We start from the raw sequence: 16,205 nt of genomic DNA, 5'->3' as shown, positions 1-16,205 counted from the left end.
GCAGCGAACCGGTTTCGTTGGGGAGTCGCCAAGTTGGTCAAGGCACCGGATTTTGATTCCGGCATTCGAAGGTTCGAATCCTTCTTCCCCAGCCAGCATCTCTCGGGCAGGCCTTGCGCCTGCCCGAGTCGTTTTTACCCTGCCATCCTATCGGCATCGGAGATTCGGACATGGCCTACGGCAGCCTGATGGTCTTCACCGGCAACGCCAACCCCAAACTCGCGGCGGACGTCGCGCGCAGACTGGGGATTTCCCTCGGCTCCGTCACGGTAGGCCGCTTCTCCGACGGGGAAGTCAACGTCGAGCTCCTCGAGAACGTGCGCGGCAAGGATGTCTTCATCCTGCAGCCGACCTGTTCGCCGACGAACGAAAACCTCATGGAACTGGTGGTGCTCGTCGATGCGCTCAAGCGCGCTTCGGCCGGCCGCATCACCGCCGCCCTGCCCTATTTCGGCTACGCCCGCCAGGACCGCCGCCCGCGCTCGGCGCGCGTTCCGATCACGGCGAAAGTCGTCGCCAACATGCTCCAGGCCGTCGGCGTGCAGCGCCTGCTGACGATGGACCTGCACGCGGACCAGATCCAGGGCTTCTTCGACATCCCGGTCGATAACGTCTACGCCGCCCCCGTGCTGCTCGACGATCTCGACAAGCAGAAGTACGACGACCTGCTGGTCGTGTCGCCCGACGTCGGCGGCGTGGTGCGTGCGCGTGCTTTCGCGAAGCGCATGGAATGCGACCTCGCGATCATCGACAAGCGCCGCCCGAAGGCCAACGTCTCCGAAGTCATGAACATCATCGGCGAAGTCAAGGATCGCACCTGCGTGATCATGGACGACATCGTCGATACCGCCGGCACGCTGTGCAAGGCCGCGACCGCGCTGAAGGAACACGGCGCCCGTCGCGTCCTCGCCTACTGCACGCACGCGGTGCTGTCCGGCGCCGCAGTCCCGCGCATCTCGGATTCGGATCTCGACGAACTCGTCGTCACCGACACCATCCCGCTGAGCGACGAAGCCAAGGCCTGTCCGCGCATCCGCCAGGTCTCCGTCGCGTCGCTGCTGGCCGACACGGTGCTGCGCATCAGCAACGAAGAGTCCGTCAGCTCGCTCTTCATGGAATAAGATTCGCGCCCGGTGCGAGCCGGGCGCACCACCCATCCGCCTGGTCGCGGGCGGATCGATCCAACCCAGGAGTCTCACAATGCAAATCCAATTCAAGGCCTCCAAGCGCGTGGAACAGGGCACTGGTGCGAGCCGCCGCCTGCGTCGCGCTGGCCAAGTGCCCGGCATCATCTACGGTGGCGCAGCCGAAGTCCTCGCGATCTCGGTCGATCACAACGAGATCTACCACCTGCTGCGCAAGGAAGCGTTCCACGCCTCCGTGCTGTCGGTCGAACTCGACGGCGCCAAGCAACCCGTCGTGCTGCGCGACGCCCAATGGCACCCGTTCCGCCAGCAAGTGCTGCACCTCGACTTCCAGCGCATCGACGCCAGCCAGAAGATGCACCTGAAGGTGCCGCTGCACTTCGTCAACGGCGACGTCAGCCCGGCCGTCAAGGTCGGCGGCTGCATGATCTCGCACACCGTCACCGAAGCCGACATCCAGTGCCTGCCGGGCAACCTGCCGGAATTCCTGGAAGTCGACCTGAAGGGCCTGGAAGCCGGTCAGTCGATCCACCTGTCGCAGATCACCCTGCCTGCCGGTGTCGAGATCGTCCACCACGGTGAAGGCGACCCGGTCGTCGCGACCGCGCTGATCGTCAAGGGCGGCGCCGCTGAAGAAGAGGCAGGCGCTGCTGCCTGAGGTATCGCCTCAGGCCCAGTTCGCCGTGACGCAGGAGGAGGCTGAACGATGACCGCTGCCGCACCGCGCCTCATCGTCGGCCTCGGCAATCCCGGCGGCGAATACACCGAAACCCGGCACAACGCCGGGTTTTGGTTTTGTGAGCGTCTCGCCGACAAGCTCGGCGTGCGCTTCAACCACGAGTCCCGCTTTCACGGTCTGGTGGCCAACGCACGCGATGCCGGCGTGTGGCTGCTCATGCCTCAGACCTACATGAACCGCTCCGGCCAGGCCATCGGCTCGCTGGCGCGTTTCTACCGCATCACTCCGGCCGAGATCCTCGTCGTCCATGACGAACTCGACATCCCCCCAGGTCAGCTGCGCCTGAAATTTGGCGGCGGCCTCGGCGGCCACAATGGCCTGAAAGACACCTCGGCCCACCTGAACACCAACGACTACTGGCGCCTACGGATCGGCATCGGCCATCCGGGCGACCGCAACGAAGTGGTCAATTTCGTGCTCAAACCGGCACGCCGTGAGGAACAGGTCCTGATCGACGAAGCGATCGACCGCGCCCTCGCCGCCTGGCCGCAGATTGCGCGCGGCGACTGGACCACCGCCACCAACCGACTCAATGCCCGCCCGGCCGCGCCGAAGCCGGCCAAACCCAAGGACGAATCGCGCCCATGAGCCTCAAATGCGGAATCGTCGGCCTGCCCAATGTCGGCAAGTCGACCCTCTTCAACGCCCTGACGAAGGCCGGCATCGAAGCGGCCAACTACCCCTTCTGCACGATCGAGCCCAACGTCGGCATCGTCGAAGTGCCGGACCCGCGCCTCGCCGCGCTGTCCGAGATCGTCAAGCCGCAGAAGATCCAGCCCGCGATCGTCGAGTTCGTCGACATCGCCGGCCTCGTCGCCGGCGCCTCGAAGGGTGAAGGCTTGGGCAACCAGTTCCTCGCAAACATCCGCGAGACCGACGCGATCGTCCACGTCGTGCGTTGCTTCGCTGACGACAACGTCGTCCATGTGTCGGGCAACGTCGATCCGATCCGCGACATCGAAGTCATCGACACCGAACTCGCGCTCGCCGACATGGCGACCGTCGAAAAGGCCGTCAACCGCTACAAGCGCCCTGCTGCCGCGGGCGACAAGGAAGCCAAGATCCTTGTCGCGGTGCTCGAGAAGTGCCTCGCCCAGTTGAACGAAGCGAAGCCGGTGCGCGCGCTCGACTTCAGCAAGGAAGAATGGGCCGCGATCAAGCCCTTCTGCCTGATCACCGCCAAACCGGTGCTGTACGCTGCGAACGTCGCCGAAGACGGCTTCGCGAACAACCCGCACCTGGATGCCGTGCGCGCCCACGCCGCCGCCGAAGGCGCGCAGGTCGTCGCGCTGTGCGCCGCGATCGAAGCCGAGATCGCCGACCTCGACGACGCCGACAAGAAGGACTTCCTCGAGTCGATGGGCCTCGAAGAGCCCGGCCTCGACCGCCTGATCCGCGCCGGCTACACACTGCTGGGCCTGCAGACCTACTTCACTGCCGGTGTGAAGGAAGTACGCGCCTGGACGATCCACGTCGGCGACACCGCCCCACAGGCGGCCGGCGTGATCCACACCGACTTCGAACGCGGTTTCATCCGCGCGCAGACCATCGCCTACGAAGACTTCATCGCCTTCAAGGGCGAAGCGGGCGCGAAGGAAGCCGGCAAGATGCGCGCCGAAGGCAAGGAATACGTCGTGCGCGACGGAGATGTGCTGAACTTCCTGTTCAACGTCTAAGCGCAGCGTCCATCAGCAAAGGCCCCGCCTGCGACCTGCCCGCGGGGCCTTTTCACGTCTGCTCACAAGCCGGATGATCGGGCGTCACTCGTGCGCGATGCGCTTGCGGAAAGTCCATAGGGCGTTGCCGACATAGTGCCAGCAGAGCAGGATCGCCGTCGTCAGCATCTGCGCGAGGAAGTAGTACAGGCCGATCCAATCGACCAACAGGTACATCAGCAGCGCATTCCAGCACAGCCCCATGCCGGCGACGGCGAGGAAGCGCGGGAGCGCCTCGACGTGGGCGCGGTCGGAGCGGAACACGAGCGTGCGGTTCAGCGTGTAATTGACGAGCGCCCCGAGCAGGAAGCCCGCCACCGATCCGGCGATCGGATCCACGTGAGCCCCTTCGACCAGCGCCAGCAGCAGCGCGTAGTGCGCGACGGTCCCGACCGCGCCAACGGCGGCAAACCGCAGAAAGCGCGCGAAATGGCTCGTATCGCTCATTTCGGGATCCGCGGGTCGCGATCGGCCCCTTCGAGCATCCTCCGGTCGCGCACGATCGCGAGCGTCACGCCTTCGCGCGCGATTTCGCCGATGATCCGCCCCTTCACCGCCGTATGGCAGTCCATTTGCGTCGGCGACAGGAAGAAGTCCGCGACACGCCAATCGCGCGTCACTTCGAGCCCCGGAGCGAGCCAGGCACTGCCCTGCACCGACTCGGCACAGACCGCAACCGTGTAGGTGCGCGCCGCCGGCCCTTCCGCGGCGACGTAGGCGTTCAGAAGCGCCGCTGCCGGCCGGAGGCTGTCACCCCAGTAGTCCAGCTCCCAGCGCCCCTCACTGCCTCGCACGCCGCCGATGAAGCCGTTGTATGCGATGTATTCATAGGGATGCAGGCGCGCGAGGGTCACGACCTGGCCGGCGACGAGCAGCGCGCAGGCCGCGGCTGCAGCGAGGCGCGCACGCGGCCAGCGCGCGGCGTGCTGCCATGCACCGTATAGCCCCGCCCCGCCGACCACGGCCAGCGGCGGCAGCAGGAAGGTGAAGTGACGGATGCCGTTGTAGAGCGGCGGCGCCGCCAGCAGCGTGTAGGCGAGCGGAAAGAACGCGGCCAGCGCCACCGGCAACCAGCGCAGCGCCCGCTCGCGCCCGTCGGACGTGGCGACTACCTCCGGAAGGGCTCGCAGACCACCGAGCAGCGCCAGCGCGACGCCGAGCAGGAAAAGCTCGGGCAGACGGATCAGGAGATACGTCAGCAGGTAGGTGCCCGGCACCTCCCCGTTCTTCATCACGACGCCGTTCACGATCGTGTAGAGATCGAAGGAGAAATGCGAGAAGGTCGTCATCGCCTTCACGAGGTTGCCGGTCGACAGCACGGCCCACGGCCAGAAGAAGCCCATCAGTGCAAAGGCGAGCACCGCGGCCGGCAGCAGCGCGAGCACCGCACGTCCGAGGACGGCAAGACGCGAGCGCAGGTCGATCCCGTGCAGCCATGCGCCGGCGAGCACGGCGCAGCCGAGGTAGAACACCGCGAACACCGCGCCGACGCGCAGCCCGAACGCACAGCCGATTGCAACGCCCAGACCGACAAGGTCGCTCGCACGCCAGCGCGGCAGCGTCGCGGCGAAGCGCGTCGTGAAATACAGGGCCCACACCATCGTCGTCGCGAAGGGCACGTCCTTCGTGTGCGTAAACATCGCCCCCGACCACGCGCCGGTGATCGACAGCAGCAGCAGCGCCAGCAGGCCCGCCCATTCCCCCGCCAGCAGGCGTGCGAGGAGCCAGGTGCCGACTAGCCCGAGCAGCCCGAACCCGGCCGACAACAGGTGGCGCAGGTCCCACACGTTCATCGGCACGAGCTTTTCGAGCGTTGCCGCGATCAGGTCGAAGAGCCCGCCGTAGAGGTACAGGTTCTTGTACTGGAAGGCGGCGCGGTCGGCGAAGCCCGAGCCGTAGAAATCGACGAGGAGCCGACCATAGACGTGCTGAACCTCCTCGTCATTGCTGATGCCATGCTGGCCGAAGCTGTAGAGGATGAACACACCGACGAGCGCGAGGAGCAGCCACGCCGCACGCCGCGCCCACAGCGGCGCGATCGAGAGGCCGGCGACCGCCGGAGCGTCGCCCGAAACCTTGGTCGGCGCGTTCACTTCTTGTCCTCGTCGAAGCCCAGACGCTCCGCGACAAGATACAGGGGCCGTCCCTTGACCTCGGTGAAGATGCGCCCGACGTACTCGCCGAGCACGCCGAGGCTGATCAGCTGGATGCCCGACAGGAACAGCACCGAGACGATGATCGACGCGTAGCCGGGCACGTCGATACCGAAGATCGCCGTGCGCACGACGAGAAAGCCGCCGTACAGGACGGAGATCGCCGAAATCATGATGCCCATCAGGGACCACACGCGCAGCGGCAACGTGCTGAAGGCCGACAGTCCGTCGATGGCGTAGCGCAGCAGCCGCAGCAGCGACCACGCCGAAGCGCCCGCCGCCCGCTCGGCGGGCTCGAAATCGATCTCTTCCTGACGGAAGCCGACCCAGCTCGTGATGCCCTTCATGAAGCGCGTGCGCTCCGGCAGGCTGTTGATCGCGTCGACGACGGCCCGGTCGAAGAGCCGGAAGTCCCCGCCCCCTTCGGCGAGCGCGACTTCCGAGACGCGCTTGAAGAGGCCGTAGAAGCCCCGCGACAGCTGGCGCCGCAGCCAGGGATCGGTGTCGCGCGAACGGCGCACCGCGGTCACCATCTTCGCGCCCTGCTGCCAGCGTGCGACCATCTCGGGGATCAGCTCGGGCGGATGCTGCAGGTCGCCGTCCATCAGCACCACAATGTCGCCGCGCGCCGCGCGCAGCCCCGCCGCCATCGCCGCCTCCTTGCCGAAGTTGCGCGCGAAGCGGATCGCCCGCAAGGCCGGGTCGACCGCGCACAGCGCACTCGCTTCGGCGTAGGTCGTGTCGCGACTACCGTCATCGACGAACACGATCTCGTGGCCCGAAACGGGCAGCTGGGCGATCACGGCCTGCAGGCGCGTGTGCAGCGCGTCCAGGGAGCCGCTCTCGTTGTAGAGCGGAATCACCACGGACAGGAGTGGCCGGCTGTTGCGCAGCGGTGTGACAGTGGGTGCGGCGTTCGAAAGGGAGGAAGACACGGTGATCCGTTTTGAAGAAAATCGGCGGAAGCGCCGGAGAGTAAACGAAAATCCCCCTCGCCGCGTTGACCGCGCACCCCTTTGACCACAACACCATGCCAGAAATTGTTAAGTCTTCCGCAGCCCCCCGTCCCGTGATCGTCTGCGCCGACGATTTCGGCATCGCGGGCGGCGTCAGCGAAGCGATCGCCGAACTGATCGCGCGCGGCCGGCTGTCGGCCACGAGCTGCATGACACCGCTCCCCGATTGGCGGCGCCACGCGCCCCAATTGCGCACCGTGCTGCGCCAGACGCCGGCCGACGTTGGCCTGCACCTGACCTTCACCGACCACAAACCGCTCACCGTCGCGCGTGGACTGGCCCACGACGGGCGCCTTCCCGCGCTGGGACAGCTCCTTCCGCGCGCCCTGGCACGCGCCCTCCCAGCCGACGCCATCCGCGACGAGATCCGGGCCCAACTCGACGCCTTCGAAGACGTCTGGGGGGCCCCTCCCGATTACGTCGACGGCCACCAGCACGCCCACGTCTTCCCGGTAATCCGGGAGGCGCTCGTCGATGAGATGCTGCGCCGCTACCCGGCACGTCGCATCTGGGTGCGCGACTGTGTCGAGGCGCCCGTCCGCAGCCTGCGTCGAGGGATCGCCCTGCCCAAGGCGCTGCTGATCTCGACGCTCGGACTGGGCCTGCGCCGCCTGCTGCGCCGGCATGCACTGCCCGCCAACGACGGCTTCGCCGGCCTGCACGATTTCTCCGGGCGGATACCGTTCCGTACGCTGATGCGCGCCTTCCTCGCGAACGCCGGGCCGCACCCCCTCGTCCACGTCCATCCGGGCCGGGTCGACGCCGAACTGCGCGCCTGCGACCCCCTCACGACACCACGCGAGACCGAACTCGCCTATCTCGCATCCGCGGATTACGCGGAAGACCTCGCGGCGGCCGGCCTGCGGCCCGCGCGCTTCACCGACTTCGCCGCCATCGCGCCATGAGCATCGCGTCCCGCCCCTACGTCGGACGCTTCGCCCCGTCGCCAACCGGGCCGCTCCATTTCGGCTCGCTCGTCGCCGCAGTCGGCAGTTTCCTCGAAGCCCGCGCGCACGGCGGACGCTGGCTACTGCGCATCGAGGACGTCGACGCGCCCCGCACGACCCCCGGTGCAGCCGACGGCATCATCGCGACGCTGGCGCGCTTCGGCTTCGAATGGGATGGGGACATCGTCTGGCAAAGCGGGCGGCTCGACGCCTATCGGCAGGCGTTCGAACAATTGCAGGCTGCCGGCCACGTCTTCGCGTGTGCCTGCACGCGCCGCGAACTCGCCGATTCGACCCTCGCGCGCGACGGTTCGCGAATCTACCCCGGCACCTGCCGCAACGGCCTCCCTCCCGGGCGTGCCCCGCATGCCTGGCGGGTCCGCGCGGAAGGGACGGTCGCCTTCGTCGATCGTATCCAGGGCCCGCAGCGCGAAGACCTGGGCAGCGAGGTCGGCGACTTCGTCGTGCTGCGCGGCGACGGTCAATTCGCCTACCAGCTCGCCGTCGTCGTCGACGACGCCGCGGCCGGCGTCACCGACATCGTGCGCGGCGCCGACCTGCTGGGCTCGACGGGGCGCCAGATCCACCTGCAGCACCTGCTCGGCGTGCCGACACCGGGCTACGCCCACCTGCCCGTCGTCGTCAACGCGGCCGGCGAAAAACTCTCCAAGCAGACGCTCGCAGCGCCGCTCGACGATCACGCCCCGACACCCTCGCTCGCCGCGGCCCTCGCCTTCCTCGGACAGGAACCGCCCGCCGATTTGGCGCGCGCGTCACGCGATGAGATCTGGGCCTGGGCCCGCGCCCACTGGTCGCTCGCTTGCGTGCCGCGACAGCTCTGCGCGCTGCCTCCCGCCCAAGCGGCGGCGAGCTGATCCGAGGCTACCAGGGGATCGGCTTGCGGTCGTGGAAGAAGCCGCCCGTCGGACCGTCCGCCGGCAAGGTCGCAAGCCATATTACCGTGTCGATGCCTTCCTCGGCCGAGCGGGGCGCCTCGACTCCGCCCAGGTCGGTCCGGCACCAGCCCGGACACGCGGAATTGACCTTGATCGACGTCCCCGCGAGTTCGTCGGCGAGGATCCGCGTCAGCGCGTTCAGCGCCGTCTTGGACATCCGGTAAGCGGGTGCGCCCGCCTCCATCTCCGCGAGTGCGCCCATTTCCGACGCGAGATTGACGACGCGCCCGGCGCGGCTCGTGCGCATCAACGGCACCAGCGCCTGCGTCACCCGCAGCGCCCCGAGCAGGTTGGTCTCGAAGGTCTTGCGCAACACGTCCAGCGGCAACTCCAGCACACTCGTGGAGTACCGGTCGAGCAGCACGCCCGCGTTGTTGATCAGGACGTCGACGCGCCCGAAACGCTCGGCGATCCAGTCGCGCAAGCCACGCGCGGACGCGTCGTCGGTCACGTCCAGTTGATGGGTTTCGACCTCGTGCCCGCTCATTCCGAGCTTGGAACACAAGGGCGCCAGATCCGAGACGTTGCGCGCCGTGGCGATGACGAGTTGCCCCTCCATCGTCGCCAGCCGCTGGGCGGCGGCACGGCCGAGGCCGCGACTTGCCCCTGTAATGACCGAGATGCTTCTGCTTTCCATGATGCGCCCCCAAGAGAGCTGCGCGTGCCGCCGGCCGCACGCACGCGGCGCCGGCCTCCCGCCCCGCCTTCGTGTCGAGGCGCTCAGGAATGCAAACGGACATTCAACTGGTCGATCACCTCCGCCCAGTCGGCGTCCTCAAGAATTTCCTCACGCAGAAAGCGCGCTTGCGCGGGCGACCAGAAGGGCGCGCTCGCCAAGGGCATTCCGTCCGACAATGGCGCATGCGCCGCGATGAAGCCGTCGATGGCGGCCTCGTCCGACGGCAGTCCCAACTGGGCGAACAAGTTACCCATCGAATGGAGCGGTAGTTCCATGGCGAGTCTCCTTGACGTTCCGGTGGCAGCAACACCGCGATCGCGGTGCCGCACAACCACTATAGAACACGCTCCCGGGCCGGAAGTTCAGCCGGACGCTCAGTGCTTGCGGCCGTATCCCGCGACGCCGATCGCCAGGCGCACGAGCTGATAGGCAAGCCAGCTCGCCGCGCGGCGCAGGCGCGGCAGGCGGTGCCAGTCCTTGCGCCGCAACTCCTTCGCCCCGACGGAGCACGCGCGCCGTAGACCGTCGCGCAGCTGTCCCGCGAACACCCGGTCCTCGATCACGACGTTCGCCTCGCGCGCCATCAACAGGCTGAACGGGTCGATATTGCTCGACCCCACCGTCGTCCACATTCCATCGACCACCGCGACCTTCGCATGCAGATAGCTTTGGTGGTACTCGAACAGGCGGATGTTGTGCTCGAGAAAGAAGGGGTACAACGCACGCGTCGCGTAGGACTGCATCGGATGATCGGAAAGTCCCTGCAGCAGCAGGATCACCCGCACGCCCCGCTCGGCGGCGTCGACCAGCGCTTGGCGGAAGCGCCGTCCGGGAAAAAAATAGGCGCAGGCGATCACGACCTCGCGCCGCGCCGCGTCCACAGCGGCGAGATAGGCATCCTCGATATCGCGGCGATGGCGAAGATTGTCCCGGATCACGAAGGCCGCCCGCACTTCCCCGACCGGCTCCGTGCGCGCCGGTGCGAGCAGCGGCAAGGGGTCGCGCCGACGCATGCTGGCCCAGGTCACCAGACGCCACAGGCGGTGCATCGACTCCAGGATCGGGCCGAGCAAAGGGCCCTCGATCCTCACCGCGTAGTCGAAGCGCGGATTGACGGTGCCTTCCGGATAACGGTCGTCGATGATGTTGATCCCGCCGACGAAAGCGACCGCCCCGTCGATCACCGCGAGCTTGCGATGCATGCGGCGCAGGCGGTGGCGGCGCAGCGAAAAGATGCGCAGTTCGCGGCGGTAGATCATCACGGCGACACCGTCGTCACCCAGACCGGCCATCTGCTCGCGCACGAAACTGCGGCCGCCGAAACCGTCGACCAGCACTCGCACGGCTACGCCGCGCCGCGCCGCGCGTCTGAGGGCCGCCGCGATCGCCCGTCCCGTCGCGTCGTTCTCGAAGATATAGGTCTCGAGAAAGATCTCGCACTGGGCCGCGTCGATCGCCTGCTCCAACGCAGGAAAGTACGCCGCCCCATTTTCCAGCAGGGTAATCCGGTTTCCACCAACGAAGCCGCTCACCCGTACGGCTCCAGCTCCGCCGTCAGCGCCGCGTGGTCCGAGATCCGCGACCAAGGCAATCCGGAATGAACCTTCGCGTTTCTCACCTCGAAGCCCCGCACGTAGATGCGGTCGAGACGAAACAGCGGCACACTGCTCGGAAAACTGCGCGGCGGCCGTCCGCGCCCGGTATCGAAGGCATCGCGCAATCCCAGCCGGCTGACCAGCACGTCGTCCGCGCGATTGCGCCAGTCGTTGAAGTCACCCGCGATGATCAGCGGCGCGCCGTCCGCGAGCCGCTCCATGCGGTCGGCGAGCGCCTCCATCTGGCGCCGCCGGCTGCCCGCCATCAGCCCGAGGTGCGCGCAGACGCAATGCACCGGCTTCGCGATCCCCGGCACCTCCACCACGCAATGCAACAGCCCTCGCCGTTCGAAGCGGTGATCGGAGACATCCTGATTGCTCGCGGACAGGATCGGATACCGGCTCAGGATCGCATTGCCGTGATGGCCGTGCTCGTACAGCGCATTGCCGCCATAGGCCGCCTGCTGCCATACCCCTTGCGCGAGGAATTCGTGCTGCGGCGGCACGGGCCAGTCGGCATGCCGCGCCTCGTGCTGCAGGTGCAGGCCCTGCACCTCCTGCAGGAACACGAGATCGACGTCGAGCACGCGCAGGCGGTCCCGCAGTTCGTGGATCACCATGCGGCGATTGAACTGCGAGAAGCCCTTGTGAATGTTGTAGGTGCAGACGCTCAGGGTCATCGCCAGGCCTCCGCACCTCGTGTTACGACACCGCCAGCATCCGGTCCAGCGCCACCTTCGCCAATTCGGCCTCATGCGGCGGTACCTGGATGTGATTGACGACGTTGCCGTCGGCCAGGTTCTCGAGCGTCCAGGCGAGATGCTGCGGATCGATGCGCTGCATCGTCGAGCACATGCACACGGTCGGCGCCATGAACTGGACGATCTTGCCTTCGGGCTTCATCTCCTCCGCCAGACGGTTGACGAGGTTCAGTTCCGTGCCGACCAGCCAACGGGTATTCGGCGCCCCGGCCTTGATGACGTTGATGATGTATTCGGTCGAGCCGACGTAATCCGAATTCATGCACACCTCGAGGCTGCTCTCCGGGTGCGAGATCACGAGCCCTTCCGGATGCTGCATGCGCCAGCGGCGGATGTGGTTTTCCTGGAACATCTGGTGCACCGAGCAGTGCCCCTTCCACAGCAGGATCTTTGCGTTGCGGATCTGCTCCGGCGTCAGGCCGCCATATTCGAGGTCCGGGTCCCACACCACCATCTGCTCGACCGGAATGCCCTTCTTGTAGCCCGTCCAGCGCCCCAGGTGCTGGTCAGGGAAGAACAGCACCTTCTCGCGCTGCGCGAACGCCCAGTCGAGGATCACCGGCGCGTTGGTCGAGGTGCACACGATGCCGCCGTGCTCGCCGCAGAAAGCCTTCAGATCGGCCGCCGAGTTGATATAGGTGACCGGCGTGATCAACTCGTCGGGGCGGTCCAGCACCTCCGCGAGTTCGCGCCAGCAGCGCTCGACCTTCGCGAGGTTCGCCATGTCCGCCATCGAACAGCCCGCTGCGAGGTCGGGCAGGATCGCCTTCTGGTGGGGCTGCGACATGATGTCCGCGACCTCGGCCATGAAATGCACCCCGCAGAACACGATGAACTCGGCGTCCGTCTGCGACGCGAGCCGCGACAGCTTCAGCGAGTCGCCGGTCAGGTCGGCATGCTGATAGACGTCGGCACGCTGATAGTGATGGCACAACAGAACCGCCCGCTCGCCCAGCCGGGCGCGCGCGGCGCGAATGCGCTCCTGGGCCTCCTCGTCCTTCAGGGCGTTGAAGCGGTCGAAGCTGATGGTCGCGGTTTGCATCGTTGCCTTTACTCGATGATTCGATTGATAGATGGGTCGGCAGGGAAGCGTTTTCAACCCTGATGCCAGGGCAGCCCGGCATGCCGCCAGCCGCCGATGCGATTGCGCTGGCCGTTGGCATCGCGGTCGCCCTCGAAGCCTTCCAGCACGTTATAGCAGGCCGGATAGCCGGCTTCCGTGGCAGCCCGCGCGGCCTTGTCCGAGCGCGCACCCGAGCGGCACATGAACATCACCAGCGCCTCCGGATCGACTTCGCGCTTCAGCTGCGCCACGAAATGCGGATTCGGCTGGTTGCCCGGATAGCTCATCCACTCGATCTCGACGGCACCCGGCACGCGACCGACCCAATCCCACTCTGCGCGGGTCCGCACATCGACCAGTTTGGCCCCCGGCGCGAGCTGGATCACCTCATGCGCCTCGGCCGGCGTCAGCGCGCCCGCATAGGGCAACTGCATCTCCTGCCCTCGCTGCTGTGCCAGCCTCAGCAAATCGGTCAATTTTCCCATCGCAGCCATCCGGATAGAATCGGTTAAACGAACATGGAGTATATCGCTCAGACCATGGACCACCCAACTGCATCCGCGGGCAGCCGACGCCCGGACGACGCCACGCGTGCCCACGGCATCCGCCGGGCGGCACTCGTGGCGGCTGCGACCAATGCGGTCCTCACGATCGGCCAGATCACCATCGGCCTGTACGCGAACGCCTTCAGTCTCGTCGCCGACTCGATGCACACCTTCGCCGATCTCGCGACCGACCTGCTGGTACTGGTCGCCGGCCGGCGCGGAGCCGAGCCCGCCGACCGCGAACATCCCTATGGACACGGCCGCATAGAAACAATTGCATCCCTCATCCTGGGTTTGGTCATATCGGGCGTGGGCATGGGATTTCTATGGAGCTCGGGCATGCGTCTGCAGCACATGGATGCGGCCCCGCCGCTGCTGCCGATCGCCTTCTGGATGGCCCTCGTGACGCTTGCCGGCAAGGAGGGCCTCTTCCATTACACCCGAGCGGCCGGTCGCCGCCTCAAGGCCCCACTGCTCGAAGCGAGCGCCTGGCACGCGCGCTCCGACGCCGCCTCGTCACTCGTCGTCGCCGCCGGCATCGGCGGCAGCCTCGCCGGCTACCGCTTCCTCGAGCCCCTCGCCGCCGCGCTGGTCGGCTTCCTGATCCTCCACATGGGCATCCGCGTCTTGTGGAAGGCGGCGCGCGAGCTCATCGATACCGGCCTCTCCGAAGTCGAGGTCGCCCGCATCCGCGAGACCATCCGCAACACGCCCGGCGTCGTCGGGCTGCACGACCTGCGCACCCGCCGGATGGCCGACCGCGTACTGTGCGACGCCCACATTCAGGTCGATCCCCACATCACCGTTTCGGAAGGGCATCAGATCTCCGACACCGTCTACCTGCGCGTGCGCCGCGCGCACCCCGAGGTCGAGGACTTTCTAGTGCATGTCGATGCCGAAAACGACGACCCTCAGCACAAGATGCCGACCCTGCAACTGCCGGAACGCACCGAAATAGTGCGCACGCTTGGACACCTCTTCGAGGGCCAGCTCCCTGCCCCCCCTCGCGTGCTGATCCATTACCTCGGCGAGCACCTCGAAGTCCAAGTCCTCCTGACCGAACGGGATCTTGCAGGCATAGACCGGTCGCAGCTGCGCAGGCGCATCGAGGGCTTTCTGGCGGACCAGCCCCAGTATCGGGCGATCACCGTGCTTAGCGAGATCGCCCCATAACAGTGCATCCAACAACGGCAATGCACCTGTTTTGTGCATCGGTGTTGTCAGCGCGAAGCCGCCTCCAGGACGTGGCTCAAACGGCCAAAAACCCAGGAAATCATCCAAGTCATTTCGCGCAAACAAGACTTCATTCCTGCGCTACGACACGTGCAAGCTTGTGGCACAATGCCCGGCACACTGAAAAAGCATGGCATGGATGCTGCTTACTTCGGCGCAACGGAAATATCCCCCGTTATCAACCGCTATCGTCTCTTCTCACCAGGAGCACCAGGAGTGAATATGAACGCTCAAGACGTCATGAAGATGATTCAGGAAAACGAAGTCCGCTTCGTTGACCTGCGCTTTACCGATACCATGGGCAAGGAGCAGCACGTCGGTCTGCCGGTTTCCGCCTTCGAAGAAGAGCACTTCGAGCACGGCCACCCCTTCGACGGCTCTTCGATCGCCGGCTGGAAGGGCATCCAGGCGTCCGACATGATCCTGATGCCGGAAGCGGGTACCGCCTACATCGACCCGTTCTTCGACGAAACCACCCTGGTGCTGACCTGCGACGTCATCGAACCGTCGGACGGCAAGGGCTACGACCGCGACCCGCGCTCGATCGCCAAGCGCGCCGAAGCCTACCTGAAGAGCACCGGCCTGGGCGACACCGCCTTTTTCGGCCCGGAACCCGAATTCTTCATCTTCGACTCTGTCGAGTGGAACATCGACATGTCGGGCGTGTACAGCAAGATCATCTCGGAAGAAGCCGCGTGGTCGACCGCCGACAAGTTTGAAGGCGGCAATACCGGCCACCGTCCGCGCGTCAAGGGCGGCTACTTCCCGGTTCCCCCGGTCGACAGCCTGAACGACGTGCGCGCCGCGATGTGCCTCGCTCTCGAGGCCGCTGGCGTGCCGGTCGAAGTGCACCACCACGAAGTGGCGAACGCCGGCCAGTGCGAAATCGGCACCAAGTTCAGCACGCTCACCAAGCGCGCCGACTGGACCCAGGTCCTCAAGTACATCGTGCACAACGTCGCGCACCAGTACGGCAAGACCGCCACCTTCATGCCGAAGCCGATCGTCGGCGACAACGGCTCGGGCATGCACGTCCACCAGTCGATCTGGAAGGACGGCCAGAACCTGTTCGCGGGCAACGGCTACGCCGGCCTGTCGGAACTCGCGCTGTACTACATCGGCGGCATCATCAAGCACGCCCGCGCGCTGAACGCGATCACCAACCCGGGCACCAACTCGTACAAGCGCCTCGTGCCGCACTACGAAGCCCCGACCAAGCTGGCTTACTCGGCTCGTAACCGTTCGGCCTCGATCCGCATCCCGTACGTCGCCAACCCGAAGGGCCGCCGTATCGAATCGCGCTTCCCGGATCCCCTGGCCAACCCGTACCTGTGCTTCTCCGCACTGATGATGGCCGGTCTGGACGGCATCCAGAACAAGATCCACCCGGGCGACCCGGCCGACAAGAACCTGTACGACCTGCCGCCGGAAGAGGATGCAAAGATCCCGACCGTCTGCACCAGCCTCGAGCAGGCGCTCGAGTACCTCGACAAGGATCGCGAGTTCCTGACCCGCGGCGGCGTGTTCTCGAACGACTTCCTCGACGCCTACATCAGCCTGAAGTCGGCTGAAGTCGACCGCATGCGCATCACGACGCATCCGGTCGAATTCGACATGTACTACAGCCTGTAATCTCAAGATTACGCTGGAATAAGGAG

At 66.3% G+C, this 16,205-nt stretch carries 17 protein-coding genes and 1 tRNA gene; 9 read left to right on the top strand and 9 right to left on the bottom strand.

Annotated features, from left to right (window positions below):
• The first annotated feature begins 18 nt into the window (after nt 1-18).
• The 5 genes from AZKH_RS03410 to ychF all read left to right on the top strand — a co-directional run bounded on the left by AZKH_RS03410 (nt 19) and on the right by ychF (nt 3,560).
• Nucleotides 19-95 (top strand) — tRNA-Gln (locus AZKH_RS03410).
• A 75-nt stretch (nt 96-170) separates the two neighbouring features.
• Nucleotides 171-1,121 carry a ribose-phosphate pyrophosphokinase gene (locus tag AZKH_RS03405; RefSeq protein ID WP_015434342.1) on the top strand — a complete coding sequence of 317 codons (951 nt, stop codon included), beginning with the start codon at nt 171-173 and terminating at the stop codon, nt 1,119-1,121.
• 79 nt (nt 1,122-1,200) lie between these two features.
• Nucleotides 1,201-1,803, top strand: coding sequence for a 50S ribosomal protein L25/general stress protein Ctc (locus tag AZKH_RS03400; protein ID WP_015434341.1), 603 nt, complete (start codon nt 1,201-1,203; stop codon nt 1,801-1,803).
• A 48-nt stretch (nt 1,804-1,851) separates the two neighbouring features.
• A complete protein-coding gene (pth, locus tag AZKH_RS03395) occupies nt 1,852-2,472 on the top strand; it encodes an aminoacyl-tRNA hydrolase (RefSeq protein WP_015434340.1) in 621 nt (206 codons plus the stop codon).
• Nucleotides 2,469-3,560, top strand: coding sequence for a redox-regulated ATPase YchF (ychF, locus tag AZKH_RS03390; protein ID WP_015434339.1), 1,092 nt, complete (start codon nt 2,469-2,471; stop codon nt 3,558-3,560). The genes pth and ychF overlap by 4 nt, the downstream gene beginning before the upstream one ends.
• Nucleotides 3,561-3,644: 84 nt before the next feature.
• Here the strand turns inward: ychF and AZKH_RS03385 are convergent, their stop codons facing one another.
• From AZKH_RS03385 to AZKH_RS03375, 3 genes are read right to left on the bottom strand one after another with little or no spacing between them, the layout of a single operon-like run.
• Nucleotides 3,645-4,046, bottom strand: coding sequence for a GtrA family protein (locus tag AZKH_RS03385; RefSeq protein WP_015434338.1), 402 nt, complete (start codon nt 4,044-4,046; stop codon nt 3,645-3,647).
• Nucleotides 4,043-5,692 carry a glycosyltransferase family 39 protein gene (locus AZKH_RS03380; protein WP_015434337.1) on the bottom strand — a complete coding sequence of 550 codons (1,650 nt, stop codon included), beginning with the start codon at nt 5,690-5,692 and terminating at the stop codon, nt 4,043-4,045. Before AZKH_RS03380 ends, AZKH_RS03385 begins: the two co-directional genes overlap by 4 nt.
• Complete coding sequence (locus AZKH_RS03375) at nt 5,689-6,687, bottom strand: glycosyltransferase family 2 protein (RefSeq protein ID WP_015434336.1); 999 nt, start codon at nt 6,685-6,687, stop codon at nt 5,689-5,691. Before AZKH_RS03375 ends, AZKH_RS03380 begins: the two co-directional genes overlap by 4 nt.
• Nucleotides 6,688-6,782: 95 nt before the next feature.
• Between AZKH_RS03375 and AZKH_RS03370 the strand changes: the two genes are divergently transcribed.
• Together AZKH_RS03370 and gluQRS are read left to right on the top strand one after the other, a co-directional pair.
• A complete protein-coding gene (locus tag AZKH_RS03370; protein ID WP_051071730.1) occupies nt 6,783-7,673 on the top strand; it encodes a ChbG/HpnK family deacetylase in 891 nt (296 codons plus the stop codon).
• Nucleotides 7,670-8,590 (top strand): tRNA glutamyl-Q(34) synthetase GluQRS, encoded by a 921-nt coding sequence (gene gluQRS, locus AZKH_RS03365; RefSeq protein ID WP_015434334.1) that lies wholly within the window; start codon nt 7,670-7,672, stop codon nt 8,588-8,590. Before AZKH_RS03370 ends, gluQRS begins: the two co-directional genes overlap by 4 nt.
• A gap of 7 nt (nt 8,591-8,597) precedes the next feature.
• Here gluQRS and AZKH_RS03360 read toward each other — a convergent pair whose 3' ends face one another.
• The 6 genes from AZKH_RS03360 to AZKH_RS03335 form a co-directional block, all read right to left on the bottom strand.
• Nucleotides 8,598-9,308: an SDR family oxidoreductase gene (locus AZKH_RS03360; RefSeq protein ID WP_015434333.1), complete on the bottom strand. Its 711-nt coding sequence runs from the start codon at nt 9,306-9,308 to the stop codon at nt 8,598-8,600.
• An 83-nt stretch (nt 9,309-9,391) separates the two neighbouring features.
• On the bottom strand, nt 9,392-9,625 hold the full coding sequence (locus AZKH_RS03355; protein WP_015434332.1) for a DUF2789 domain-containing protein: 234 nt from the start codon (nt 9,623-9,625) through the stop codon (nt 9,392-9,394).
• Between the two features lie 99 nt (nt 9,626-9,724).
• Entirely contained in the window at nt 9,725-10,882 is a 1,158-nt protein-coding gene (clsB, locus tag AZKH_RS03350; protein ID WP_015434331.1) for a cardiolipin synthase ClsB, read from the bottom strand.
• Nucleotides 10,879-11,625 (bottom strand): endonuclease/exonuclease/phosphatase family protein, encoded by a 747-nt coding sequence (locus AZKH_RS03345; RefSeq protein WP_015434330.1) that lies wholly within the window; start codon nt 11,623-11,625, stop codon nt 10,879-10,881. Before AZKH_RS03345 ends, clsB begins: the two co-directional genes overlap by 4 nt.
• Before the next feature lie 22 nt (nt 11,626-11,647).
• Nucleotides 11,648-12,748 carry a quinolinate synthase NadA gene (nadA, locus tag AZKH_RS03340; protein ID WP_015434329.1) on the bottom strand — a complete coding sequence of 367 codons (1,101 nt, stop codon included), beginning with the start codon at nt 12,746-12,748 and terminating at the stop codon, nt 11,648-11,650.
• 53 nt (nt 12,749-12,801) lie between these two features.
• Nucleotides 12,802-13,254 (bottom strand): rhodanese-like domain-containing protein, encoded by a 453-nt coding sequence (locus AZKH_RS03335; RefSeq protein WP_041655868.1) that lies wholly within the window; start codon nt 13,252-13,254, stop codon nt 12,802-12,804.
• Between the two features lie 54 nt (nt 13,255-13,308).
• Here AZKH_RS03335 and AZKH_RS03330 point away from each other — a divergent pair, with 54 nt between their 5' ends.
• The gene (locus AZKH_RS03330; RefSeq protein ID WP_041655866.1) at nt 13,309-14,487 is read left to right on the top strand and encodes a cation diffusion facilitator family transporter; all 1,179 of its coding nucleotides are present in this window, start codon (nt 13,309-13,311) and stop codon (nt 14,485-14,487) included.
• Nucleotides 14,488-14,769: 282 nt separating this feature from the next.
• Nucleotides 14,770-16,179 (top strand): type I glutamate--ammonia ligase, encoded by a 1,410-nt coding sequence (gene glnA, locus AZKH_RS03325; RefSeq protein ID WP_015434326.1) that lies wholly within the window; start codon nt 14,770-14,772, stop codon nt 16,177-16,179.
• Nucleotides 16,180-16,205 lie beyond the last annotated feature (26 nt).

The organism is Azoarcus sp. KH32C, from assembly GCF_000349945.1.
GTDB lineage: Bacteria > Pseudomonadota > Gammaproteobacteria > Burkholderiales > Rhodocyclaceae > Aromatoleum.
Note: the sequence above shows the minus strand (reverse complement) of the source record. Positions and strands in the feature narration are given on the sequence as shown.

Excerpts from the sequence above, each read along its gene's own strand:
- AZKH_RS03335 (WP_041655868.1), bottom strand. The coding sequence starts at position 13,254 with ATGGGAAAATTGACCGATTTGCTGAGGCTGGCACAGCAGCGAGGGCAG.
- AZKH_RS03345 (WP_015434330.1), bottom strand. The coding sequence starts at position 11,625 with ATGACCCTGAGCGTCTGCACCTACAACATTCACAAGGGCTTCTCGCAG.
- AZKH_RS03370 (WP_051071730.1), top strand. The coding sequence starts at position 6,783 with ATGCCAGAAATTGTTAAGTCTTCCGCAGCCCCCCGTCCCGTGATCGTC.
- AZKH_RS03405 (WP_015434342.1), top strand. The coding sequence starts at position 171 with ATGGCCTACGGCAGCCTGATGGTCTTCACCGGCAACGCCAACCCCAAA.
- AZKH_RS03330 (WP_041655866.1), top strand. The coding sequence starts at position 13,309 with ATGGACCACCCAACTGCATCCGCGGGCAGCCGACGCCCGGACGACGCC.
- AZKH_RS03385 (WP_015434338.1), bottom strand. The coding sequence starts at position 4,046 with ATGAGCGATACGAGCCATTTCGCGCGCTTTCTGCGGTTTGCCGCCGTT.
- gluQRS (WP_015434334.1), top strand. The coding sequence starts at position 7,670 with ATGAGCATCGCGTCCCGCCCCTACGTCGGACGCTTCGCCCCGTCGCCA.
- AZKH_RS03400 (WP_015434341.1), top strand. The coding sequence starts at position 1,201 with ATGCAAATCCAATTCAAGGCCTCCAAGCGCGTGGAACAGGGCACTGGT.
- AZKH_RS03355 (WP_015434332.1), bottom strand. The coding sequence starts at position 9,625 with ATGGAACTACCGCTCCATTCGATGGGTAACTTGTTCGCCCAGTTGGGA.
- pth (WP_015434340.1), top strand. The coding sequence starts at position 1,852 with ATGACCGCTGCCGCACCGCGCCTCATCGTCGGCCTCGGCAATCCCGGC.
- glnA (WP_015434326.1), top strand. The coding sequence starts at position 14,770 with ATGAACGCTCAAGACGTCATGAAGATGATTCAGGAAAACGAAGTCCGC.
- ychF (WP_015434339.1), top strand. The coding sequence starts at position 2,469 with ATGAGCCTCAAATGCGGAATCGTCGGCCTGCCCAATGTCGGCAAGTCG.
- nadA (WP_015434329.1), bottom strand. The coding sequence starts at position 12,748 with ATGCAAACCGCGACCATCAGCTTCGACCGCTTCAACGCCCTGAAGGAC.
- AZKH_RS03360 (WP_015434333.1), bottom strand. The coding sequence starts at position 9,308 with ATGGAAAGCAGAAGCATCTCGGTCATTACAGGGGCAAGTCGCGGCCTC.